This window comes from Flavobacterium sp., from assembly GCF_044349645.1.
Classification (GTDB): domain Bacteria; phylum Bacteroidota; class Bacteroidia; order Flavobacteriales; family Flavobacteriaceae; genus Flavobacterium.
Window position 1 is genome coordinate 18,848 of record NZ_JBIKQP010000014.1, and the last position, 23,756, is coordinate 42,603.

Sequence of the window (23,756 nt, forward strand, 5' to 3'; positions counted from 1 at the left end):
CTAAATTTCAAGATGCTGAAACCAATTCAGCATGACAAAAACAAAAAAAAGCCAGGAAAATTTCCTGGCTTCATAATTATTTAGTTATTGATTTCCAATACTTTATTTGGGTCGTAACCAAAAAGATGGTGTTTTTTAATGATTTCGCTAATTCCTTGTGGAAGCATAATTTCCCAACCCGATTGTCCCTCGCTAATCATTTTTAGAACTTCCCTAGAGAAAATTTCTAAATTTTGAGGGTCATAATCTTCAATATCTATTACTTTACCATTGAATTTAAAGAATTTGTACAACTCTTTCATTCGTGGGTGAACTTTTAAATTCTCAGAATTAATAATCTCTTTATTATCTCCAATCATTGGATATAGGAAAACTTTTAAATCGCGATAGAATAATTTTCCAAACGCCTCCAAAATCCCTCCACTTAAATGGCGGTAGTATTTTTCGTCAAAAATATCAACTAAATTATTTACTCCCATTGCCAATCCCATTCTGGATTTAGTATAATTTGAGAAATATTCAACCACACGATAAAATTCTTGGAAGTTCGAAATCATAACGGTTTGTCCTAACGAACAAAGTAATTCAGCTCTGTCCATGAAATCGCGTTCGTCAATTTCTCCGTCAGAACGCAAGTTAGAAAGTGTAATTTCAAAAACAACTAATGTATTTTCTTTATCAACCTTATTTTCATTGAGGAACATTTTTAAGGAATGCTCGTACATGTCCATATTTACCTTAGTTACCGGTCTAAAACTACCACGTAGCGCTAAGATATTTTTCTTATACAAAATCGCAGCAGGCAATATATTATTTCCGCTTGGGTCAAACATCACCGCGTCGGTCATTCCGTTTTTAACGAGTTGCAAACTCATTAATCGGTTGTCAACATTGGCAAAGCGAGGACCAGAAAAATTGATGGTATCAATTTCTAATTGGTCTTTGTCTAAGTGATCGTATAAATAGCGAAGAAGTTTTTTAGGATCGTTGTATTTGTAGTAAGCGCCATAAATTAAATTAACTCCTAAAATACCTAAAGTTTCTTGTTGTAAACGAGCATCCGTTTCTTTAAATCGAATGTGAATTATAATTTCGTTTATTGCTTCGTCTGGTTCAATTTGGAATCGGATTCCAACCCATCCGTGACCTTTAAATTTTTTAGCAAAGTCAATTGTAGCTACCGTATTCGCGTAACTAAAAAACATTTTATTAGGATGTTTTTCACGACTTAATCGGTTTTCAATTAAGGCATATTCGTGAGAAAGCATTTTTTTTAAGCGACTTTCAGTAACGTATCTTCCGTCTTCCTCATCGCCGTAAATAGCGTCACTAAAATCTTTATCATACGCCGACATTGCCTTTGCAATTGTTCCAGAAGATCCGCCAGCTCTAAAAAAATGTCTAACCGTTTCTTGTCCAGCACCGATTTCCGCAAATGTCCCGTAGATATTTTCGTTTAAATTAATACGAAGTGCTTTGTCTTTAATTGAAGGGATTTGTTCGATGACTTTGTCACCTTTTAATTTAATTTCAGTCACTTTTTTATGATTTACAATAAACTTGTTTACAAAGTTAGTAAAATAGCACCTCAATAAAAGAATTTTAATATTATTTTTGTAAAAAAAATTAGGTGAAAGTTTATTTTTTGGGCACAGGCACTTCACAAGGAATTCCAGTAATTGGTAGTAATCACCCTGTTTGCTTAAGCGAAAATCCAAAAGACAAAAGACTACGAGTTTCAGTTTGGGTTTCGTGGGATAACTTTTCCTTAATTATAGATTGCGGCCCTGACTTCAGACAGCAAATGTTAGCTTCAAAATGCCCAAAAGTGGATGCCATTTTATACACCCACGAACATGCCGATCACACCGCTGGTTTAGACGATATCCGACCTTTTAATTTTAAACAAGGTGATATTCCAATTTATGCACACCAACGTGTTTTAAACAATTTAAAAAGACGCTTCGATTATGTTTTTGAAACAGAAAACAAGTATCCAGGTGCTCCAACAGTTTCTACTTTTGAAGTGGTAAATAATGAAACGTTTGAATTGGGAGGAAAAGAAATTACCCCTATAAATGTCATGCACGGAAGTCTTCAAGTTTTTGGTTATCGAATTGAATCTTTTGCTTATTTAACCGATGTTAAAACTATTGACAATCAAGAGCTTGATAAATTAAAATACCTTGATATTTTGGTAATCAATGCTTTACGGGAAGAACATCATAATACCCATTTTAATTTGCAGGAGGCTTTGGATTTTATTGCATTGGTCAAACCAAAAAAAGCCTATTTAACTCACATAAGTTATCATCTTGGTTTTCACGATGAAGTTCAAAACAAACTTCCCGAATCTGTTTATTTAGCTTACGATAATCTTGAAATAAATTTATAAATATGAAACATTCTCTATTACTTTATCTTTTCATTCTGGCATTATTATTTAATATTTTTACTTATGCCTATTATTCAAAACAGGTAGAATTTCAAAATACGCAAATAGAGAAATTGACTAAAAAGTTAAATTCAAAAGAGAAAGAATTTAATTCAAAACTTCAGGACGCAAATTATTTTTCTCTTGATAATAATAAAAAAGCACAATATTATTTCACTTCAAATCCCGATCAAAAAAGTGATGTTTCTAAATTAGTTCCTGAAATTAAAGAAGCATTATTAAAATTGAATGAAAATCCGAATGGAAATCCTTATACATGTCAAAAAAAGTTAGGAAATAATAAATTTGTCATTAACAAAATTAAAGTGATCAATTACCGATGGATTATAGCAGATTTCAATGATGGTGATAACTATGGGGAAGTCTTATTGAAGTATTTTGTAAAAGAAAATAACACCTTTACATTTGAAATCAATCAATCATTGATGTTTCCAAAAAAGTAATATTTTAGGTATTATTTTCCCTGCAACCAATCTTTTAAATCAAAAAAGTTCTGTGGAGAAACGCCATGACCAATAGGATATTCTTTATAGGTAGAATTTATCCCTAAACTTTTCAAAATAGGATCTGTTTTACGCGCCCATTCTACAGGAATTACTTGATCGACAGTTCCATGAGAAGCAAATACTTTTAAATTACTAAAATCATTGTTTTGGTAATTTTCACTATTTATATCCAAGTTTAAATAGCCGCTCAATGCACCAACACGTTGAACAATATTTGGATTAGAAAGCGCAATTGAATAACTCAAAATCGAACCTTGGCTGAAGCCAATTAAGGTAATATTGGAACTATCAATTGGGAATTTTACTTTCAATTCTTCGATGAATTTAACCACTAAATCTCTTGATAATATTGCCTGATCGTGATCAGAAAATTTATTTTGATCGGCATCAAAATTAATCGCATACCAAGCATAGCTACCATATTGTAGATCATAGGGTGCTCTAGGGGATATTACATAATATTCTTCGGGTAATTCAGAAGCGAATGAAAACAAGTCGGAATCATTACTTCCATAACCGTGTAATAATAGCAATAATGGATTTTTTTCTACAATTATTTTTGGTTCGCGAATTTGATATTCTAATGATAATTCCATTATTATGAGATGGTTTTAAACCAATTTTGAAAATAGTGACCTAAAATTGGAATTGGTTTTTCAGATCCACTAATTGCGCTAAATATTCCATAAGTCCATAATATGGAAACTGAAATCCACATTGGAACAGAAATAAAAAGGGAGTTGAAATTACTAATTATTAATCCTAAAGAAATGAATGTCAATGAAATACCCAATGCTTGACGAATGTGAAATGAAGCATATGAATTTTTATTTTCACTATTCATAGACATTGCAATAAGTACACCCACAATTAAAATATAGCTTGTAATTGCTATTGTTTTTCCTTCTTCAACAGAATTTTCCATTTTTAATTTAAATATTTATGATAAAACTAATTTTCCTTGATTGTAAATTCCATATACTTTTCCTTTCATTTGAGCTCCTAAAAAAGCTGAGTTTTTCGATTTTGAAAGGATGTTTTCTTTTTCAAATGTCCAATTTCCATTTGGATTGAAAAGAGTAATATTGGCTTTTTCGCCTTCTTTTATTGTTGAACTTTCAATTCCGAAGTGGCTTTTACCCGAAGTTAATTTTTCAATTATTTTTTCTATTGCTATTTCGTTAGTTAGTGCTCCAAAAGCAGATTCTAATCCGATGGTGCCGTATTTAGCTCCTTCAAATTCCATTTTCTTGTGCTCAATGTCAATCGGATTATGATCGGAAGTGATCATATCAATGGTATTATCATTAATTCCGGCGATTAGCGCTTTTCTGTCATCATCAGTTCGTAAAGGTGGTGAAACTTTGTATCTTGTGTCAAATCCTTCTAATTTTTCATCGGTTAATACCAAATGATGAACTGCTGCGCTACAAGTGACATTTAACCCTTTTGCTTTAGCATTTCGAATTAATTCTACCGATTTAGCTGTTGAAATAGTTGGTATGTGCATTTTTCCACCTGTGTATTCTAATAGAAATAGGTTGCGAGCTATTTGGAGTTCTTCAGCCAAATTTGGAATTCCTTTTAATCCTAATCTAGTAGAAACAACCCCTTCATTTACCACACCATTTCCTTTAATGTTGGTATCTTGTGAGTAAGCGATAATTAATCCATCAAAATCTTGAACGTACTGTAATCCTATTTTTAGTAGGTTGGCATTGTCTATATTTTTATTGTAATCTCCAAAAGCGACTGCACCAGCATTTTTCATATCGAATAATTCGGCCATATCTTTTCCTTCGCTTTCTTTTGTGAAAGCTCCTATTGGATATAATTCCGTAGCAGCTCCTTCGGTTTTATTTTTTACAAAATTAATTTGCGATTGATTGTCAATAATAGGGAAGGAGTTGGGTTGTAAAGCGACCGCTGTGAAACCGCATTTTGCAGCTACATTTAATCCGTTTGCAATAGTTTCTCGATCTTCAAATCCTGGCTCACCAAGCGAAACACTACAATCGAACCAACCTTCTGAGAGGTGTAAATTTTCTAATTTTATTTCTTCAAAACCATTTTCATTTGGAATTTTACTTCCAATTTTTTCAATGATTCCTGAATTAATTTTCACGTCAACCTTCTGATTATGGAAAGGACTTTTAGAATCAATTATTGTAGCTTCACGGATAATTAGGTTCATTTTACTAATTTTTGAATTAATACTTCTAAAAATAAAAATAATAAGGCCAATATTACAAATATTTTCCAAATTTCGTCATTACTTCGGTCAGAAAGTAAACTATTAAATACAGTTTCTATTGATTTAACTACCTTATAGTCAGATAATAATTGGCTTTTCGATTGCTCTAAATTGCTTTCTGAACGATTGTAATTAAAACTGATGTTTCTAACAACTTCGTCTTTTTTGTAAATTCCAAAATTCCCTGCAAAGATAGGGTAATCATTGAATTGTAATTTAACTTTATTGTTTAATATTTGCTGAGTTGGTATAAACTTTTCATCATTATTTTTAACCTCCAAAATTTCATCCTTTGATAAATTTGTTTCAACTAAAAAAGGTTGATTTTCACCAATTTTCAATGCATTAACTCCTGTTTTTTGAACGCTTTGAGCCATATTATAAAATATTGGAACTATTAAAGGCGAATTTTGAAAGTTTGAATTCAGCTTATTAATTGGAGCAGCAAAAACATAAACATTGGAAACTTGATTTTGAAGGGAAGTCAGAAAACAACTTTGGTCTGCGTAACTTAAAATTGCTGGTTTTGTGGTTTTTAACTCAAAATTTTGCTTCGTATTTGGATATTGAAAATTATCAATTTTTTTCTCAAATACCGATTGAAATAATGGGTGTTGAAAAGCAATTTTAGTAATTAATCTGTTTTCATTTTGGTAATTACCAAATTGAATTTGACCAAATGTTCCTAAAAATCGATTGGTGTCTGTAATTTTACTTTCTGCCGATGGAATAAATACTAGATTACCACCTTTTTCAACAAATGATTTTAAATTAGTTACCAATGCTTGAGGCAAATTATCAAGTTCATTCAATACAATTGCGTCTTGTTTTTCAATAGTATTGTAATCTAATGTTTCAATCGTAGAATTGCTATAATTGAATTCTTCAGTAGTATAAATGCGATTTAAGAATCCACTTTTTTCTGTTTTACCAATGCTAATAATATTTGTTTTTTCAGGCTTAGTAATGCTAAAATAATAAGTATTGTCGTATTTCAAACTGGCATCATTAATTGAAACATAACCGTTAAAATCTTTCTTGGGAATTGTAAAATTAATTGCAGTTTCTGATTTTTCAAATTTAACTAATGTCTTGGCAACTAGTTTGTTATTGTTGTACAAACCAATTGGAATTGCATTGTCCTGTTCGCCATAAGATTTTAGGTCGACACCAATTTCATAAAAATCGTTCAGTGTTTGATTCATATAAACACTGTCAATAGCAATATTATTTCTTTGTTCTGCTTCAGGATTAATGAAGTAGGTGTTGAAATTTCCGTCAATGCTTTTTAGTTGTTTTGGTTTTAATCCAATAGCGTCGCTGATGATAATTACATCTTTATTTTTGGCACTTTTTCTAGATTTGATTTTCGCCATTGCACTCTCCAATTGAAATGGTAGTGGGCTGTAAGTGATATTTTGAACTTCTTTTTGAATTGATTTAATGTCGGTATTCCAATAAGTTTCGTTATTGGTAATCAAAGAAAAAGTTTGATTTTCAGGAGTGTTTTCTAACAACTCTTGAACCGCTCTTTTCAACAATTCTCCTTTATTTCCTTTTGCTTGCATCGAATAGGAATTATCCAAAACGATATACATTTCGTTGGAAATATTTTTAGAATCTTTGGCTTTGAAAAAAGGTTGAGCAAATGCGATTATTAAAGCGGTTAATAATAATAATCGGGTAGCTAATAACAACCATTTTTTAATTTTTGAACTTTTGCGGGTTTGAATAGAAAGTTCTTTTAAGAAGCGAACGTTCGTGAAATATTCTTTTTTAAAACGACGCAATTGAAACAAATGAACCAGAATTGGAATCACCAACACAAAAAGAAAATAAAGTAGTTCCGGATGTTTAAATTGCATTCTTAATTTTGTTTGTCAAAAATACTACTTTTTCTTATTGTTCAAATCATATTTACTTTATAAATTGATATTATTGACAGGAAAACGCTAATAATTTAATTTACCTAGCTTTAGATAGTTTGCTTTATTATTAAGATTGCTTATTTTTTATCTTTTCTTTTCTTGTCTCTAGTTTTAAGCATGTTACGATTAACTGAACCGGAAACTTTCTTTTTGGTTTTTGAAGGTCCTCCAAGATTCACTTTTTTATTCTTTTTAGCTTTCTCATGAAATGCTCCATTTCCGTCTAATTTTGGTTTTTTAAGAAGGAATTTTATCGGTTGCTTGTCTTTTTCAGGCTCTATTAATTTGGTTGAAATTTCAACTTCTTCAGGAAATTCAACAACTTCAATTTCATGATTCATTAATATTTCTACTTCAGTAATTAGGTCAGCTTCACGAGGTGTGATAAAACTAATTGCTGTTCCGGTGGCGTCTGCACGCCCTGTTCTACCAATTCTATGCATGTACAATTCTGGCATTTCAGGAGCCTCAAAATTGATTACGTGAGAAATATTGGAAATATCCAAACCTCTAGCCATAATATCAGTTGTAATAATTCCCCTCAATTCTCCTTCTTGAAATGAAGCCATCGTACTCAAACGATAATTCTGAGATTTATTAGAGTGAATTACCCCAAATTGCCCATCAAAATGTTCTTCAATACGCTCATGAAGCATATCAGAAATCTTTTTATTATTTACAAAAACTAATATTCTTTCCATCGATTCATCGCTTTCCAGCAAATGGATTAGCAGATTAACTTTGGTATTAAAATTGGGTACATTATAAGTGTATTGTTGAATATTTTCTAGCGGAGTTCCAGATGGAGCAAGGGTGACTTCTTCAGGAAAATCAAAAAAATCATTCAAAATCGCATCGACTTCATCAGTCATTGTAGCTGAAAAAAGGATGTTTTGACGTTTGTTTCTAGTCATCATTGCTAGAATGGATGTCAATTGTACTCGAAATCCTAAGTTGAGCATTTCATCAAATTCATCGATAACTAATTTCTGAGTATCATCAAAACGAATTACACTATCCAAAGCCAAATCCATCACACGGCCGGGTGTTCCCACTAAAATATCAATTCCTTCATATACGGCTTTTTTTTGAGTGTTAATGTTTACCCCTCCAAAAATTCCTAATGTTCGAACCGACATGTATTTGGTTAACTTTTCAACTTCTTCAACCACTTGAACAACCAATTCACGGGTTGGAACCAAAATTACAATTTTAGGAGTATCGGTAGCGGTGAATTTATATAACTTCAATAGCGGAAGTAAATAGGCAAACGTTTTCCCAGTTCCCGTTTGTGCAATTCCCATCATGTCGCGACCCGACATAATCACAGAAAATGATTTTTCCTGAATTGGAGTAGGGGTTACGAAACCTAAATCATCAATTGCTTTTTGAACTGATTTAGGAAGATTGAATTGCTCGAAAGTAGTCATAAAATGTAAATTTGGTGCAAATATACGTTTTTTAGACCGCTAATAGCACTTTTACTGTTTTGAAAGTTGTAGTTGTAACAGTAAATTAGCATTAAACTCGATAAACTATTGTCCTATTTTTTTTCGTAATCCAAAAAGGTAGAATGAGAAAATTGAAAATAAAAACCCTATTAGGATAATGATATAATTCATTGGTTTTTCAATTGTTAGTGACATTCGAATTAAAATGGTCGTAATTATAAAACTGGCATTTCTAAAAATGGTGAAAAACGAAAAGTGATAGGTAAAAGAAATAATCAATAGCAATACATCAACAAAAATCATGATAGAGAAAAAATCGGAATAGAAAACAGCATTTGAATTGGGATAATTTTTATCTATTTGTAAAGCAATGATCATGTCAGAACCCCAATTGTAAAAACTGCTTATACTTAACAATAATAATATTACTATCATCCCCAAAGAGACCATTTTTTTAATGTTTATAAAATTGTTAAGCTGATTAACGACTTCTGCTTTTCCATTTTTTTGATATATTTTATAGTATAAAATGGTCAAACTAAGCATTACTAATGCAGCGCAGAGATCGTACATCAAACTTATAAAATCGGGATTATAAATATTAATCGAGTTTTTTAAATCGAGTTCAGCAATATCGTGGAAGAAGCTCCGAAGCGTGATTAACGTAATTACTTCAAATTGTTTTCCCACGAATTCAGAAATTGATTTTGGAATAATTATTACTAACAGAAAAACTTCATAAAGCAAAATAAAACTAAATGGGGTGTAAATAGCTTTAAGGTAACTGTGCTGAAAATTTCGGAAAAATAAAAAATTGTTTCCTAAAAATATTAGCGCTAAATGAAGTAAAAATGAAAAAACGGCTACACGAAGAATGACTAATTCTATTTTACGTATGTTCTTTGTACTAAAATAAGTGTCGAAGTAATTGCCTAAAATAACGATGATATTATTCATAAATTCTAAGAGTTTAATGATTTATAACTTTTTGAATTTGTGGCGCTTAAACTAATTTTTTGGGATTATTTTATTCACAAATGTATATTATTTATTTTGATTCTATTCAATAAAAAAAATAAAAAAAAATCCGTTTTGAATTCACAAAACGGATTGATATCTTAAATAGATACTTTTTACAAGTGAATTACTTCGCCATAAGCATCAGCAACCGCTTCCATAACCGCTTCACTCATTGTTGGGTGTGGGTGAATCGCTTTTAGAATTTCATGACCAGTAGTTTCTAATTTTCTAGCAACCACAGCCTCCGCAATCATATCGGTAACTCCAGCACCAATCATATGGCATCCCAACCATTCTCCATATTTTGCATCGAAAATTACTTTTACAAATCCGTCAGGAGTTCCTGAAGCTTTTGCTTTTCCTGAAGCAGTGAATGGGAATTTTCCGATTTTTAAATCGTATCCTTTTTCTTTAGCTTGTTTTTCAGTCAATCCTACTGATGCAATTTCTGGAGTTGCATAAGTACAACCTGGTATATTTCCATAATCGATAGGATCTACGTGCAATCCCGCTATTTTTTCTACGCAAGTGATTCCTTCAGCAGAAGCAACGTGAGCCAATGCAGGTCCTGGAACAATATCCCCAATAGCATAATAACCTGGGATGTTAGTTTGGTAGAAATCATTTACAATAATTTTATCTCTATCAGTGGCAATTCCTACCTCTTCCAATCCAATATTTTCAAGGTTAGTTTTAATTCCAACAGCCGAAAGTAAAATGTCAGCTTCTAGAACTTCTTCGCCTTTTGCTGTTTTAACATAGGCTTTTACACCAGAACCAGAAGTATCAATTTTTTCTACCGAAGAGTTAGTCATAATATTCACTCCCGCTTTTTTCATTGAACGTTCCATTTGCTTAGAAATGTCTTCGTCTTCCAAAGGAACAATATTAGGAAGGAATTCTACAATAGTAACTTGTGTTCCCATTGCATTATAAAAGTGAGCAAATTCTACTCCAATAGCTCCTGAACCAACAACGATCATAGATTTTGGTTGTTTTTCTAATGTCATAGCTTGACGGTAACCAATAACTTTCACACCATCTTGAGGTAAGTTTGGTAATTCACGTGAACGAGCACCAGTTGCAATAATAATATGATCGGCATCGTAATCAGTAACTTTACCATCAGCAGCGGTAACAGCAACTTTTTTTCCAGGTTTCATTTTACCAAAACCATCAATTACATCAATTTTATTTTTTTTCATTAGGAATTGAACTCCTTTGCTCATTCCGTCAGCAATTCCTCTGCTACGACCTACAACTGCTGTAAAATCTTTATCAAATGATGAAACCGACAAACCGTAATCAGAAGCGTGTTTAAGATAATCAAAAACTTGTGCCGATTTTAGTAATGCTTTTGTTGGAATACATCCCCAATTCAAGCAAACTCCACCCAAGTTTTCTTTTTCAATAACGGCAACTTTAAAACCCAATTGTGAGGCTCTAATTGCAGTTACATATCCTCCAGGCCCACTTCCTAAAACTATTACATCGTATTTCATTTTTCTAATTTATTTAATTATGGTAAAAATGCAGTCGCTTAAGCTCGTGTCATTTTTTTTCTTATTTATTTAATAATGGTAAAAAAGCTGTCGCAAATTTATGAATTAATTTTTATTTGATAATAGGAAAACTTCAATTAGTTGACCAATTTTATAATGTCTATTTATGAGTTTAAAATGAACTGAGAATCGTATAAATTTTTGTAGAAACCCGAGGCTACATTTAATAATTCTTGATGTGTTCCTTGCTCCACAATGAGTCCTTTGTCCATTACAACAATTTTATCTGCATTTATGATTGTTGCTAAACGGTGCGCGATGATTATTGAAGTTCTGCCTTTAGTAATTGTTTCGGTAGCTTTTTGAATTAATTCTTCTGAGTACATATCGATTGATGAGGTAGCTTCGTCTAAAATTAATATACTTGGATTGCTAACATAAGCACGTAAAAACGCAATTAATTGACGTTGTCCCGAAGATAACATTACGCCGCGCTCCTTTACATTGTAATCGTAACCACCTGGCAAACTATTAATAAATTCATGAACTCCAATTTTTTTGGCTGCAGCCAATACTTGCTCGCGAGAAATTTCTGGATTGTTGAGTGTAATATTGTTTAATATCGTGTCGGCAAATAGGAAAACATCTTGCAAAACCACTGCAATTTGTTTTCTAAGGGAATCCAAAGTGTAGTCGTGAATATTCTGATTATCGATGTAAATGGTTCCGCTATTGATTTCGTAAAAACGATTTAGCAAATTGATAATAGTCGTTTTTCCAGCTCCTGTTGCCCCAACAATGGCGATTGTTTGCCCGGGCTGAACATTTAAATTGATTCCCTTGATGACTTCTTCATTGTTGATATAACTGAACTTTACCTCTTTAAATTCGATTGCTCCTTCAAATGTTGGTGCTTCAATTGTTCCAATGTCTTGGATGTGTTCTTTAGTATCTAATATTTCAAAAACACGATTGGCAGAGATCATTCCCATTTGCATTTCGTTGAATTTATCGGCAATTTGTCGCAATGGATTAAATAACATTCCGATATACATTGTGTAAGAAAAGATATCTCCAAAAGTAGTTGTAGTATCACCATCTAATATTCTGAAACCACCATAAAGAACGATGAAACCTAAAGTTAATGATGAAATAATATCAGCAATCGGGAAAAAGATCGAGTTGTAAAGAATTGTTTTTACCCAAGCATTTTTATGCTTGTTATTGATTTGTTTAAATTTTTCATATTCAATATTTTCTCTATTAAAGAGTTGAACGATTTTCATTCCTGTAACTCGCTCTTGTACAAAGGTATTAAGGTTAGCTATTTGATTTCTTACTTCTTCAAATGTAACTTGCATTTTACGTTGAAAAATTCGAGTTACAAATACTAATATTGGCATTGCAATGAATACAATAATTGTTAATTTCCAATTTTCTTTGAGCATGAAAAATAGAATCACAATCATTTTTAATAAGTCACTTGCAATCATAAATAGGCCTTGACTAAAAATTTTCGCAATAGATTCCATATCGGAAACCGATCTTGTAATCAATTGACCGACAGGAGCTGTATCATAGTATTTCATTTTGAAACTCAACATGTGTTTGAAGAGTTTTACACGAACGTCTTTTACGATATCTTGACCCAACCAATTCGCCCAATAAACAAAAAAGAAATTGGAGAGTACTTCAAGAATAAGTACGATTCCCATTAATGTTACGTACCATAAAAGTCCAACCTGATCGTTCGTTTTTATGTAATCATCAACGGTTAGTTTTAATAAATAAGGTCGTAAAGCAGCAAAAATCGATAAGAATATTGCAAATAAAATTACGCTATTAAATCGCCATTTATAGGGTTTAGCATATTTTAATATCCTTTTAAATACAATGGTATCGAATGCTTTTGCTTTCATATTATTTTGACAGTGTAACTTCTATTATTTGATTAAAAAGCATTATAAATAGTCATATTCAATTTTTGTTAGAAATAAACCTTGTGCAGGAACTGAAAATCCAGCTTCATTTCTATTTTTATTTTCAATAATCGAATTGAAATCAGAAATCGTGATTTTATGCAAACCAACATTTACGAGAGTTCCTACAATTGCTCGTACCATATTTCGTAAAAAACGATCGGCTGAAATGGTAAAAATCAATTGGTTGTCTTCTTGTGTCCAATAGGCTTCAGAAATAGTACAATTGAAAGTATTTACGTCGGTATTTACTTTTGAAAAACATTGAAAATCGTTGTGATTTAATAATATTTTAGCCGCTTGATTCATTAATTCCACATCTAGATTTTGTTGATAATACCAACTTTCTTCCTGAGAGAAAACGTCTTTTACAGAAGTAATATAATAGTTGTAAGTCCTTTTTTTGGCGTCGAAACGAGCGTGCGCATCCTCATGAACGGGAATTATATTGTAAATCACAATGTCTTTTGGAAGATAGGAATTGAGTTTATGAAGTATAGAATCGATTTCAAGAGTAGGAGTGTAGTCAAAATGAGCGAACATTTCTTTGGCATGAACTCCAGTATCGGTTCTTCCTGCGCCCATTATATTTATTTCTTCATTTAGTATTACTGAAAGTGCCTTATTCAAAGTTTCTTGTACAGAAGATGCGTTAGGTTGGACTTGCCAACCGTGATAATTTGTTCCGTTGTATGCTAATTTTATGAAATACCTCAAGAGACTTATTTTGAAGGGGTAAAGATACTTATTAATTTTTTCGCAACGAAATTGAAGTTGACCAAAGTTGCTTTAAATATGATTTTTTATTTGGACTTGGAATGTTTAAATTTACCACAAAATCTTAGCCCAGATTGAAAAAAAAATCCTGCGCTTTTTTGCGCAGATTGTAACGAAAAGCTGGAAATAGCTCCAAAAAAAACAATTTTGAAAAAAATACTGCTTCTTTCAGATACGCACAGTCATATTGATGATACGATTTTGAAATACGTTAATTTGGCGGATGAGGTTTGGCATGCGGGCGATATTGGTGATTTGTTAGTGACTGATACCATTAAGAAATTGAAGCCTATGCGTGCGGTTTTTGGCAATATTGATGATGATAAAGCGCGAATGGAATTTCCGTTGCACAACCGATTTATGTGTGAAGGAGTGGATGTTTGGATTACTCATATTGGCGGTTACCCAGGAAAATACAATCCGAATATTAGGACAGAAATGCAAAATAACCCGCCTAAATTATTTATTTGTGGACATTCTCACATTTTGAAAGTTATGTATGATAAAAAGCATGATTTTTTGCATATGAATCCTGGAGCTGTCGGAATTAGTGGTTTTCACCAAATGCGAACCATGTTACGATTTGAAATTGAGGGAGAGAAAATTGCAAATTTGGAGATCATTGAAATCGGGAAAAAATAGCCACCGATTCACCGATTTAATTTGCGAATAAAAACCATTAAACGAAAAAAAACCCAAACTTACGTTCGGGTTTTTCTTCGCATTAATAAACAAGTTTATAGGTTTATCGTAAACGGTCAGCAGATTTTACAAGATCTTCATCCTTTTTGATGGCTCTATTGGCCAAAGCCAAGAAAACGATAGCAACAATAGGAAGGAACATCCCAATACCTTTCTCAGAAACTTGAACAGTTTCTCCAGATAAATTTAGCGAACGGAATACAAATAATCCTAATAAAATTAAGTTCAATATGATAGTCAATCTGTTAAGAACAAATTGATGCTGTCTTTTTTTAAAATACATTATACTAATTAAAGTTAATGTTGTTGACAATCCAAAAAGTACCGTATAAAAAGAATCGTTCATGAAACGAAATTCCTTACCATCGCTCATTGTAAATAGTGGAAAAACAAAAGGAAGTGCTCCTAAAATCACTAATGCAATTAATAAATAGACTGTTTGTATTCTTTGGATCATTATTGTAAATTCTTAAAACAAAAATATTAATTAAAATTATAAAAAACACTATGATTATTAATATTATTTTGTATTATTGCATGACAATTACGTAAGTACTTCATCCTTTGAAGATTTCATTTAAAAAAAATCACACATTCTTTATTTATTATTCCACAACAATTAAATTCAAATAACATTTTATGTTTGAGATTTCTGTATTAAAAGAAATGAAGCTTTCTGAGCTTCAAGAAATTGCGAAAGCAGCCAATATTACTAAAATTACCGGTGTTAAAAAAGAAGCATTAATCAATCAGATTTTAGAAGTTCAAGCTTCGTTTTCTGAGGGAAATTCCGAGACTAAGTTGGAGAATACAAATGATGCTAAGCCTAAAAGAGCTAGGATTACTGTTGACAAAAAAACAGAATCGATTTCTTTGTTTTCTGAATCAGCTGATAAAGTTGAAGAAAATAAAGAAGCGATAAATGATAAAGCTCCAGCGGTAAACCCAAAAGAACGCAAAGTTGTAAAGTTTAAAAAAGCGGATTTTGAAGCTAAAGTTGCAGCAAAAGCAGCTACCGAAACAACTTCTGAAAGCGATAACTCAGAAAGCAATAGTGAGGAATCACCGGTTGAAAGACCTAAAAATCCAAATCAGAAGCAAAACCCAAATCAAAAACAAAATCCAAATCAGAACCCAAATCATAATCCCAACCAAAACCAAAATCAAGCTCCAAACGGAAATGTAAATCCTAATTTTAAAGGCAAGAAAAGTAATTTTGGTCATTCAGACTTTGAATTTGACGGAATTATTGAAAGTGAAGGAGTTTTAGAAATGATGTCGGAAGGCTATGGTTTTTTACGTTCATCAGATTACAATTATTTAGCTTCACCTGATGATATTTATTTATCGACTTCACAAGTTAGATTGTTTGGTTTAAAAACGGGAGACACTGTAAAAGGAGTCGTACGTCCTCCAAAAGAAGGAGAGAAATTTTTTCCTTTAGTAAAAATATTAAAGATAAATGGTCATGATCCACAGGTGGTTCGCGATCGTGTTTCATTTGAACATTTAACGCCAGTTTTCCCTTCTGAGAAATTCAGAATCGCTGAAAAACAAAGTACGATATCAACAAGAATTATCGATTTATTTTCACCAATTGGAAAAGGGCAACGTGGAATGATTGTAGCGCAACCAAAAACGGGGAAAACCATGTTGTTGAAAGACATTGCTAATGCAATTGCTGCCAATCATCCAGAGGTATATTTAATTGTACTATTAATTGATGAGCGTCCTGAGGAAGTTACTGATATGCAACGAAGTGTTCGTGGTGAAGTTATTGCTTCAACATTTGATAGAGAACCACAAGAGCACGTTAAAATTGCAAATATTGTTTTGGAAAAAGCAAAACGTTTAGTAGAATGCGGTCACGATGTGGTTGTTTTATTGGATTCAATTACGCGATTAGCACGAGCTTATAATACCGTTCAGCCCGCTTCTGGAAAAGTATTAAGTGGTGGAGTTGATGCCAATGCTTTACAAAAACCAAAGCGTTTCTTTGGAGCTGCTAGAAATGTTGAAAATGGAGGTTCGTTAAGTATTATTGCAACTGCACTTACAGAAACAGGTTCTAAAATGGACGAGGTCATCTTTGAAGAATTTAAAGGAACAGGTAATATGGAATTGCAATTGGATAGAAAAATTGCAAATAAACGTATTTTCCCTGCTATTGATTTAACGTCTTCAAGTACGCGTCGTGATGATTTATTATTGGATGAAAACACTCTTCAACGCATGTGGATCATGAGGAAGTATCTTTCTGATATGAATCCAGTTGAAGCGATGGATTTTATCAACGACCGCTTTAAGAAAACAAAAAACAATGAAGAATTTCTAATTTCAATGAACAATTAGAATTTTGAAGTAATTAAATAAAAAAAACTCCGATGAAAATCGGAGTTTTTTTATGAGGTAATTCTAAATTAATTCACACTAATTTTTTTCGTTATTGAATTATTATTTGAGGTTAACTTTAAGAAATAAAATCCCTTCGGTAAATTTTCTATAGTATAAGTTTCATTTGATTTAACTGGGTTTTTGAAATCATTTATCACTTGCCCGTCAATAGAAATTAATAAGATATCATCAATTGAAGTAGTTGTATTGATATAAATTGTCCCATTATTTGTTGGATTTGGAAACACAGATAGGCTTGCAAATTCAAATTCATTATTTGCTAAAGCACATGCTGAAGACCAAACTCGGCAAACATATTCTGGGTGATCGATATATGGATTTCTATTTCCTTGAAAATCATAAACAGCATTGTTTTTTGCAATTTCGTATGTACTTACTGGGTCCAAATTATTCCATGTAACTAAAATACTAATAAAGGTATTGGTAAAAACTTGTGTTGAAGTTCCATTAAACATTGAATAGGACCACGATGGAATTTGATCTTCATATCTTGTTGCGAAATACAATAAACATCTAGCAATATCGCCTTTAAACTCATCCAAAGGTTCGAAAACCGTACCAACATAACCCGCTGCATAACCTGAATTATTGTTACTTCCAAGTTTAGAACCATTAGTTGAGGTCCAAGAAGCCACATTTACTTTACCGAATGGGAAATTGTCACGCATTGCATTTACTTTACCATCAGTTGGTAATACAAAATGAGCATCTGAATACATAGGATAGGTTCCAGAAACCCAAACGGATTGAGGTAAAGTATGCTCTCTATTGTAACAATCTCCTTCATTGGTGTAATTACCGCATTGTTGTGATGTTGAAGAAAAGTTATAGCTATCTGGACCAGCTGGTTTTTCAGAATAAATGTCTAAAAGGGTATTGTCATTTTCATAATATCGATCTCTAAAAGCATTTTGTGTGAATAAAGTCCACAAACCACCATAATTTGAAGAAGAATTTAATGCATTTGTATTATTGTTTATAATATTAAAAAGCTGTGTTTTTAAAGTATAACCAGTTCCAGTTGCGTTATTGTAATACCCTTGAGGTATTTGAGCAAAGCTCGTTATACAAACTAGAACAGCTAAAAAAGAAAAAAAATTTTTCATAAATTATTTTAAAGAGGGAGGTAAATATAAACTAAATTCTTGTTACAAATCGAATTTAGTTTAATTTATTGATAGTATAAGCAATTATGAATTTCTCTCAAGCAAAGCCATATAAAACCCATCAAACCCTGATTCTGAAGCTAGAATTTTAGTGTCTTTTAGAAATTTAAAATTTTTACCCATTTCGGTGTTTTCCAAAAAGTTTTTAACTTGTTCTTGGTTTTCAGATGGTAATACGGAACAAGTTGCGTAAACTAATTTTCCTCCTGGTTTTACAATTCTGGAGTAACTTTCAAGAACTTCGGCTTGTACTTTTCGTATATTGTTGATGAATTCTGGTTGGAGTTTCCATTTTGCATCTGGATTTCTTTTTAATACACCTAAACCGCTACAAGGAGCATCAATCAATACTCTATCGGCTTTTTCTTGTAGTTTTTTAATCACTTTTGTAGAATCGATAATTCGGTATTCAATATTAAAAGCACCATTTCTTTTAGCTCTTAATTTTAATTGCTTCAATTTACTTTCGTATAAATCCATTGCAATTAATTGACCTTTATTTTCCATTAATGAGGCTAGGTGTAGGGTTTTTCCTCCAGCTCCAGCGCAAGTATCTACAACTCTCATTCCTGGTTGAACATCTAAAAATGCGGCAACCAATTGGGAGTTAGCGTCTTGAACTTCAAACATTCCTTCTTTAAATGCATCAGTCATGAATACGTTTGCTCTTTCTTTAAGAACTAATGCATCAGGTTGTTCTTTTAAGAAAGTAGTCTCAATATCCAAATCCATTAACAATGAATGTAGTTTTTCACGTGAAGTTTTTAAGGTATTTACGCGTAAAATAACTTTTGCTGGTTGGTTTTGAGCTGCTATTTCTGTGGACCAAACTTTTTCCCCTAATTCTTTTACTCCTAATTCGTCCATCCAATCAGGGATTGATTCTTTTAAAGCTCTAATTTTGGATAATTCGTCAAAACGACCTTTTATTTTTCGTTCAGGAGTTCCTTCTAATTGTCTCCAATCTGGAATAGGGTAACCTCTCAAAACTGCCCATACAGAGAACATTCTCCAAAGATTATCTCGATCAAATGGCTCTTTTACTTCGGCAATTTCAGCATATAATCTTTTCCAACGAACAATTTCGTAGATAGTTTCTGCAACAAACTTTCGATCGGAACTTCCCCATCGTTTATCTTTTTTTAAAGCTCTCGCCACTACTTTATCAGCATATTCTCTATCATTGAAAATCGCATTTAGAGAATCGATAGTAGTGTAAACTAAATTTCTGTGTAATCTCATTATTTTTTATTGAGGTGCAAATGTACTGCTTTTTTTCAGAAGAGAATTTTGTAAATTTTAGTGGATAAAATAGTTATTCAACTCTATTTAAATGAATTTTTTCTGGTGGGTGAAGTACCATTGGGAATTTTTCAATTTTCACTGAACTACTATCCAATCCAAAAGCTTTTTCTTCAGACAAACTGAACTTCTTAATCAAGAAATAAGCATTCATAACTAATTTTTCATGCCATAGTAAATCGCTATCATTTGATAAGAATTTTTCAGACAAAACAAATTTGAAATCTCCAAGGATATTATTTTTATTCAATGATTCATATCGGCTTGTTACATCCACTTCGCCGTTTTGCACCATGTCTTTCAACACTTCTTTAAACATTAAGTTAATTTTTGTAGGCTCTCTAAATCCTAAATTAAAGTCAATTCTGAATAAATCATCTTTGATAATTTCAGTTACTTTATATTCTGTTTTGTAGGGTTCACTTAGAATATTCACGTGAACAAACCAATATAAATCTGCTCTTTTTGGTCGTTTTTGCAATATAGAATACATTACTTTTTCTTCTATTTCATCGGTACGACTAGCATTTGTCATATAAACTAAATGCGTTGCATATTTTGGAATTGAAAAATCGGCACTTAATTCTGTTAATACCTTTTTGTAGGAATCAATTTTTACAAATTTCGTATAGTTTTTACTAATTTTCTTAGCAAAATACCAGATTGTCATTATTCCAATTAACATCAATGCTATGAACAATGTTACATATCCACCATGTGTGAATTTATTCAAATTTGCAATTAAAAAGCTAACTTCAATAACTAAATATACTGCAATTAATGGAGCAATTATCATCCATGAAACTCTTTTTAAAATCATATAGAAATTTAAAAGTATAGTTGTCATAATCATACACAAAATAATTGCTAAACCATAGGCAGCCTCCATGTTACTAGATTCTTCAAAGTGCAAAACAATCATAATACAACCTGCAAAAAGCAACCAGTTAATTGATGGAATATACAATTGACCTTTTAATTCTGTAGGATATTTAATTCTAGCTTTTGGCCAGAAATTCAATCTCATTGCCTCGTTTATTAAGGTAAATGAACCACTAATTAATGCTTGAGATGCAATTACAGCTGCTAGTGTAGCAATTACGATTCCGAAAGGTAAAAACCAACTTTCCATTATTAAATAGAATGGATTTCCATTTTTACCACCTAATGATTGTAAAGTAGCACCTTCGTGTTTCAATAAATAAGCTGCTTGACCGAAGTAATTTAAAACCAAAGTAGTTTTTACAAAAATCCAACTAATTCTGATGTTTTTTCTTCCACAATGCCCCATATCGGAGTATAAAGCTTCAGCCCCTGTAGTACAAAGGAAAACAAAGCCTAAAACGTAAAATCCTTCAGGATGGATTGTTAATAATTGGATTGCATAATAAGGGTTTATAGCCTTTAAAACCTCAATGTTATTAATCACTTGAATGGCTCCTAATATTCCTAGCATCCCAAACCAAAGTAACATCATTGGTGCGAAAAATTTTCCAACTAATTTTGTTCCAAACTGCTGGATTGTGAATAGAATAAATAGAATTCCAATTACAATTGGGATCGTATTTATATCAGGATAGTAAGTTCTAATTCCCTCTACTGCAGAGGATACAGATATCGGCGGGGTAATAATTCCGTCGGCTAATAGCGCGCTACCACCAATAATTGCTGGGACAATTAACCATTTTACTTTTGTTCTTTTTACTAATGCATACAAAGCAAAAATTCCACCTTCACCATTATTATCAGCACTAAGGGTAATAAGCACATATTTTAAAGTAGTTTGTAACGTAAGTGTCCAAAAAATACAGGAAATACCACCTAATACAATATCTGAGGTTATAGCGTTAAGCCCAAGTATGGCTTTCATTACATAAAGTGGCGAGGTTCCAATATCTCCGTAAATTATACCTAAAGTAATTAATAATCCACCTAATGATAATTTACTGTGCAGATCGTGATGATGAGAACTCATAAAAATAGTTTAAAAAAAGTCTACAAATTTATTACTATATAATTTAATATTGATTAATGATTGCATTTTTTTTTTATAATATTGAAATTGACTTTAATAAAAAAAAAGCACCGTTTCTATAACGGTGCTTTATTTTTATTCTAATAATCAAATATTTATCTTCTAGAATTCGAGTTTCTGTTTTCTCTTGGCGAATTATTCCGAGGAGTTTTTTCTTTATTTTGCCTTCCTCTAGGAGCATTTGATTCTGATTGATTTCTTCGTGGAGTAACAGATTCAGTTCTTGTATTTTGTCTTGGATTTGCGTTTTGATTGTTTTGCCTTGGAGTTTCAACCTCGCTTCTAGAATTATTTCTTGGAGTGACTCCATTGTTATTATTTGCTCGATTATTATTATTTGAAGATCGTGTTCGATCCAACTCATAGCGATTGGAAACATTTATATTTCTATTTTCAAATGAGCGTTCTGGATTTCTAATTTCATAGCTATTTGCTCGAACATTTCTGTGAAGATTTACTGCAACAGTACTTCTTCTAACATTTACATAGTTGTAATTGTTGTTATAATTTATCCAATTACGAACGTTTCTATGGTATCTGTAAATTGGAATTGGACGCCAAAAAGAGTAATATCTAGGATAAAATCCCCAGTTCCATCTTGAATAATATATTCTATAATTTGGTGTCCAAAAATAGGAAAATAGTAATGGAGAATGAACATAAACAGGTTCGTAAATATAATTGTTTCCATACATGTAAGGATCACCAACCACTTGAATTTGCATGTTATTGTATATGTCTTTTTCAACTTCTATAGTAGCGACATCTTGAAAAATATCTTTTTCTAAAATGGCTTGAATCACAATTAAATGAGTATTTCCCTCAACACTTTCAATGACTCTTAAATAATCAACTTGACGGTCATCATTTAAATCTAAGTTAGATATTTTATATTTAGGATTATTTAAACGATTCTCAAAATCTTCCAAATTCTTAGAATCACCAAAAATTGATGCAACCGCTTTCAAATCTAAATTATCGCTAATTTCAGAATTTGAAGCGTTAACAGTAGTTCTAGTTTGCGAATGAATTGAATTCACAAATAATAAGGTAACAAATGATAAAATAATGATTTTCGTTTTCATGTTTTCCGATTTTATAATTACTATTACTTTAAAATCCAATTACTATGCCAATAATCAATTTTAACAAAACTTAAACGTTTTCAAATTATTCATGTAATTTAGCTTTTTTAAATAGTTACAATATGAAATACCTATTATCATTATTATTTTTAGTCTTGTTTTGCTTCAATTCAAAACCTTTATTATCTAAATTCAATATTTATAAAACTTCTGTTTCTATTGACACTCTATTTACAGATAAGATCAGTATTCGAGCAATTGAAATTGATGAAAATAAAGTCTGGTATGCCGCCGATAAAAATAGATTTGGGTATGTTGACTTAATCACAAATAAACGCATAGAACGAAAAATTAGCTTAGACTCTTTGAAAATTGAATTTAGAAGCATTTCGCAAACCAAAAATTCTATTTTTATTTTAAGTGTTGGTAATCCTGCGTTATTGTATAAAATCAATAAACAAGATTTATCTTATAAATTAATCTATCGAGAAAATCATGAAAAGGTATTTTATGATGCCATTCATTTTATTGATAACAAAAAAGGAATTGCAATTGGCGACCCTACAGAAGACACGTTTTCAATAATTATTACTATGGATGGAGGTTCAACTTGGAATAAATTATCTAAAAAATGGTTACCAAAACTGGCAGTAGGAGAGGCGGCATTTGCGGCAAGCAATACAAACATCTGTGTAAAAGGCAATAAAATATTTTTAGTTTCTGGTGGTGTAAAATCTAGAGTATTTGTAAGTGATGATTTCTGTAAAACGTGGCAGGTTTATGAAACTCCGATTATTCAAGGGCAAGCTATGACCGGAATTTTCTCAGCAGATTTCCTAAATGAAAATACTGGAATTATTGTTGGTGGAAATTACGAAACACAAACAGATAATAATTCGAACAAAGCCATAACATTTGACGGAGGTCAAACTTGGAAATTAATTGGAATTAACCAAGGTTTTGGGTATGCTTCCTGTGTTCAATTTGTTCCTAATTCTAATGGAAAAAGAATAATTAGTGTTGGAACCACAGGAATCTATAGTACAAATAATCAAGGCGATACTTGGAATAAATTATCCAATGATAAAGATATATTTACCATAAGATTTCAAAATTCTAATACCGCTATTTTAGCTGGAAAAAATAAATTGGTTCGAATGAAAATTAACTAATGTAATT

The 23,756-nt window shown here is 31.7% G+C and carries 20 protein-coding genes; 5 read left to right on the forward strand and 15 right to left on the reverse strand.

Going from position 1 to position 23,756, the window contains the following annotated elements; genetic code table 11:
* Positions 1–80 precede the first annotated feature (80 nt).
* Positions 81–1,538, reverse strand: coding sequence for a TonB-dependent receptor (locus AC9UFV_RS04380; protein ID WP_509573184.1), 1,458 nt, complete (start codon positions 1,536–1,538; stop codon positions 81–83).
* Positions 1,539–1,630: 92 nt separating this feature from the next.
* Between AC9UFV_RS04380 and AC9UFV_RS04385 the strand changes: the two genes are divergently transcribed.
* Together AC9UFV_RS04385 and AC9UFV_RS04390 are read left to right on the forward strand one after the other, a co-directional pair.
* On the forward strand, positions 1,631–2,395 hold the full coding sequence (locus AC9UFV_RS04385) for an MBL fold metallo-hydrolase (RefSeq protein ID WP_509573187.1): 765 nt from the start codon (positions 1,631–1,633) through the stop codon (positions 2,393–2,395).
* 2 nt (positions 2,396–2,397) lie between these two features.
* Positions 2,398–2,898, forward strand: coding sequence for a hypothetical protein (locus AC9UFV_RS04390; RefSeq protein WP_509573188.1), 501 nt, complete (start codon positions 2,398–2,400; stop codon positions 2,896–2,898).
* Positions 2,899–2,909: 11 nt separating this feature from the next.
* Here the strand turns inward: AC9UFV_RS04390 and AC9UFV_RS04395 are convergent, their stop codons facing one another.
* The 9 genes from AC9UFV_RS04395 to truA form a co-directional block, all read right to left on the reverse strand.
* Positions 2,910–3,557 carry an alpha/beta hydrolase gene (locus AC9UFV_RS04395; protein WP_509573190.1) on the reverse strand — a complete coding sequence of 216 codons (648 nt, stop codon included), beginning with the start codon at positions 3,555–3,557 and terminating at the stop codon, positions 2,910–2,912.
* 2 nt (positions 3,558–3,559) lie between these two features.
* A complete protein-coding gene (locus AC9UFV_RS04400; RefSeq protein ID WP_509573192.1) occupies positions 3,560–3,886 on the reverse strand; it encodes a hypothetical protein in 327 nt (108 codons plus the stop codon).
* A gap of 15 nt (positions 3,887–3,901) precedes the next feature.
* Positions 3,902–5,155, reverse strand: a complete 1,254-nt coding sequence (locus AC9UFV_RS04405) for a dihydroorotase (protein WP_509573194.1) — start codon at positions 5,153–5,155, stop codon at positions 3,902–3,904.
* On the reverse strand, positions 5,152–7,080 hold the full coding sequence (locus tag AC9UFV_RS04410; protein WP_509573196.1) for a BatA domain-containing protein: 1,929 nt from the start codon (positions 7,078–7,080) through the stop codon (positions 5,152–5,154). The genes AC9UFV_RS04405 and AC9UFV_RS04410 overlap by 4 nt, the downstream gene beginning before the upstream one ends.
* A 140-nt stretch (positions 7,081–7,220) precedes the next feature.
* Complete coding sequence (locus AC9UFV_RS04415) at positions 7,221–8,573, reverse strand: DEAD/DEAH box helicase (protein ID WP_509573198.1); 1,353 nt, start codon at positions 8,571–8,573, stop codon at positions 7,221–7,223.
* A gap of 105 nt (positions 8,574–8,678) precedes the next feature.
* A complete protein-coding gene (locus AC9UFV_RS04420) occupies positions 8,679–9,551 on the reverse strand; it encodes a hypothetical protein (RefSeq protein ID WP_509573200.1) in 873 nt (290 codons plus the stop codon).
* 176 nt (positions 9,552–9,727) lie between these two features.
* Positions 9,728–11,116, reverse strand: coding sequence for a dihydrolipoyl dehydrogenase (lpdA, locus tag AC9UFV_RS04425; RefSeq protein WP_509573202.1), 1,389 nt, complete (start codon positions 11,114–11,116; stop codon positions 9,728–9,730).
* Positions 11,117–11,280: 164 nt separating this feature from the next.
* Positions 11,281–13,035 (reverse strand): ABC transporter ATP-binding protein, encoded by a 1,755-nt coding sequence (locus AC9UFV_RS04430; protein ID WP_509573204.1) that lies wholly within the window; start codon positions 13,033–13,035, stop codon positions 11,281–11,283.
* Positions 13,036–13,077: 42 nt separating this feature from the next.
* The gene (gene truA / locus AC9UFV_RS04435; RefSeq protein WP_509573206.1) at positions 13,078–13,812 is read right to left on the reverse strand and encodes a tRNA pseudouridine(38-40) synthase TruA; all 735 of its coding nucleotides are present in this window, start codon (positions 13,810–13,812) and stop codon (positions 13,078–13,080) included.
* Positions 13,813–14,019: 207 nt separating this feature from the next.
* Here truA and AC9UFV_RS04440 point away from each other — a divergent pair, with 207 nt between their 5' ends.
* Positions 14,020–14,514: a metallophosphoesterase family protein gene (locus AC9UFV_RS04440; RefSeq protein ID WP_509573208.1), complete on the forward strand. Its 495-nt coding sequence runs from the start codon at positions 14,020–14,022 to the stop codon at positions 14,512–14,514.
* Between the two features lie 103 nt (positions 14,515–14,617).
* Here AC9UFV_RS04440 and AC9UFV_RS04445 read toward each other — a convergent pair whose 3' ends face one another.
* The gene (locus AC9UFV_RS04445; RefSeq protein WP_509573210.1) at positions 14,618–15,031 is read right to left on the reverse strand and encodes a DUF4293 domain-containing protein; all 414 of its coding nucleotides are present in this window, start codon (positions 15,029–15,031) and stop codon (positions 14,618–14,620) included.
* Positions 15,032–15,213: 182 nt separating this feature from the next.
* On the opposite strand from AC9UFV_RS04445, the gene rho reads away from it, so the two are divergent.
* Complete coding sequence (rho, locus tag AC9UFV_RS04450; RefSeq protein ID WP_509573212.1) at positions 15,214–16,926, forward strand: transcription termination factor Rho; 1,713 nt, start codon at positions 15,214–15,216, stop codon at positions 16,924–16,926.
* Between the two features lie 68 nt (positions 16,927–16,994).
* On the opposite strand, the gene AC9UFV_RS04455 is transcribed toward rho, so the two are convergent.
* From AC9UFV_RS04455 to AC9UFV_RS04470, 4 genes are all read right to left on the reverse strand, one after another.
* Positions 16,995–18,095 (reverse strand): endonuclease, encoded by a 1,101-nt coding sequence (locus tag AC9UFV_RS04455; protein WP_509573215.1) that lies wholly within the window; start codon positions 18,093–18,095, stop codon positions 16,995–16,997.
* 84 nt (positions 18,096–18,179) lie between these two features.
* Positions 18,180–19,397 (reverse strand): RsmB/NOP family class I SAM-dependent RNA methyltransferase, encoded by a 1,218-nt coding sequence (locus AC9UFV_RS04460; RefSeq protein ID WP_509573217.1) that lies wholly within the window; start codon positions 19,395–19,397, stop codon positions 18,180–18,182.
* A 73-nt stretch (positions 19,398–19,470) separates the two neighbouring features.
* Positions 19,471–21,432, reverse strand: coding sequence for a KUP/HAK/KT family potassium transporter (locus tag AC9UFV_RS04465; RefSeq protein WP_509573219.1), 1,962 nt, complete (start codon positions 21,430–21,432; stop codon positions 19,471–19,473).
* Between the two features lie 155 nt (positions 21,433–21,587).
* Positions 21,588–22,577, reverse strand: coding sequence for a hypothetical protein (locus AC9UFV_RS04470; protein WP_509573221.1), 990 nt, complete (start codon positions 22,575–22,577; stop codon positions 21,588–21,590).
* 122 nt (positions 22,578–22,699) lie between these two features.
* Between AC9UFV_RS04470 and AC9UFV_RS04475 the strand changes: the two genes are divergently transcribed.
* Positions 22,700–23,749 carry a WD40/YVTN/BNR-like repeat-containing protein gene (locus AC9UFV_RS04475; RefSeq protein ID WP_509573223.1) on the forward strand — a complete coding sequence of 350 codons (1,050 nt, stop codon included), beginning with the start codon at positions 22,700–22,702 and terminating at the stop codon, positions 23,747–23,749.
* Positions 23,750–23,756 lie beyond the last annotated feature (7 nt).

Coding starts and splice junctions, on each gene's coding strand:
- AC9UFV_RS04390 (WP_509573188.1), top strand. CDS start 2,398: ATGAAACATTCTCTATTACTTTATCTTTTCATTCTGGCATTATTATTT.
- AC9UFV_RS04395 (WP_509573190.1), bottom strand. CDS start 3,557: ATGGAATTATCATTAGAATATCAAATTCGCGAACCAAAAATAATTGTA.
- AC9UFV_RS04400 (WP_509573192.1), bottom strand. CDS start 3,886: ATGGAAAATTCTGTTGAAGAAGGAAAAACAATAGCAATTACAAGCTAT.
- AC9UFV_RS04405 (WP_509573194.1), bottom strand. CDS start 5,155: ATGAACCTAATTATCCGTGAAGCTACAATAATTGATTCTAAAAGTCCT.
- AC9UFV_RS04410 (WP_509573196.1), bottom strand. CDS start 7,080: ATGCAATTTAAACATCCGGAACTACTTTATTTTCTTTTTGTGTTGGTG.
- AC9UFV_RS04415 (WP_509573198.1), bottom strand. CDS start 8,573: ATGACTACTTTCGAGCAATTCAATCTTCCTAAATCAGTTCAAAAAGCA.
- AC9UFV_RS04420 (WP_509573200.1), bottom strand. CDS start 9,551: ATGAATAATATCATCGTTATTTTAGGCAATTACTTCGACACTTATTTT.
- lpdA (WP_509573202.1), bottom strand. CDS start 11,116: ATGAAATACGATGTAATAGTTTTAGGAAGTGGGCCTGGAGGATATGTA.
- AC9UFV_RS04430 (WP_509573204.1), bottom strand. CDS start 13,035: ATGAAAGCAAAAGCATTCGATACCATTGTATTTAAAAGGATATTAAAA.
- AC9UFV_RS04445 (WP_509573210.1), bottom strand. CDS start 15,031: ATGATCCAAAGAATACAAACAGTCTATTTATTAATTGCATTAGTGATT.
- rho (WP_509573212.1), top strand. CDS start 15,214: ATGTTTGAGATTTCTGTATTAAAAGAAATGAAGCTTTCTGAGCTTCAA.
- AC9UFV_RS04455 (WP_509573215.1), bottom strand. CDS start 18,095: ATGAAAAATTTTTTTTCTTTTTTAGCTGTTCTAGTTTGTATAACGAGC.
- AC9UFV_RS04460 (WP_509573217.1), bottom strand. CDS start 19,397: ATGAGATTACACAGAAATTTAGTTTACACTACTATCGATTCTCTAAAT.
- AC9UFV_RS04465 (WP_509573219.1), bottom strand. CDS start 21,432: ATGAGTTCTCATCATCACGATCTGCACAGTAAATTATCATTAGGTGGA.
- AC9UFV_RS04470 (WP_509573221.1), bottom strand. CDS start 22,577: ATGAAAACGAAAATCATTATTTTATCATTTGTTACCTTATTATTTGTG.
- AC9UFV_RS04475 (WP_509573223.1), top strand. CDS start 22,700: ATGAAATACCTATTATCATTATTATTTTTAGTCTTGTTTTGCTTCAAT.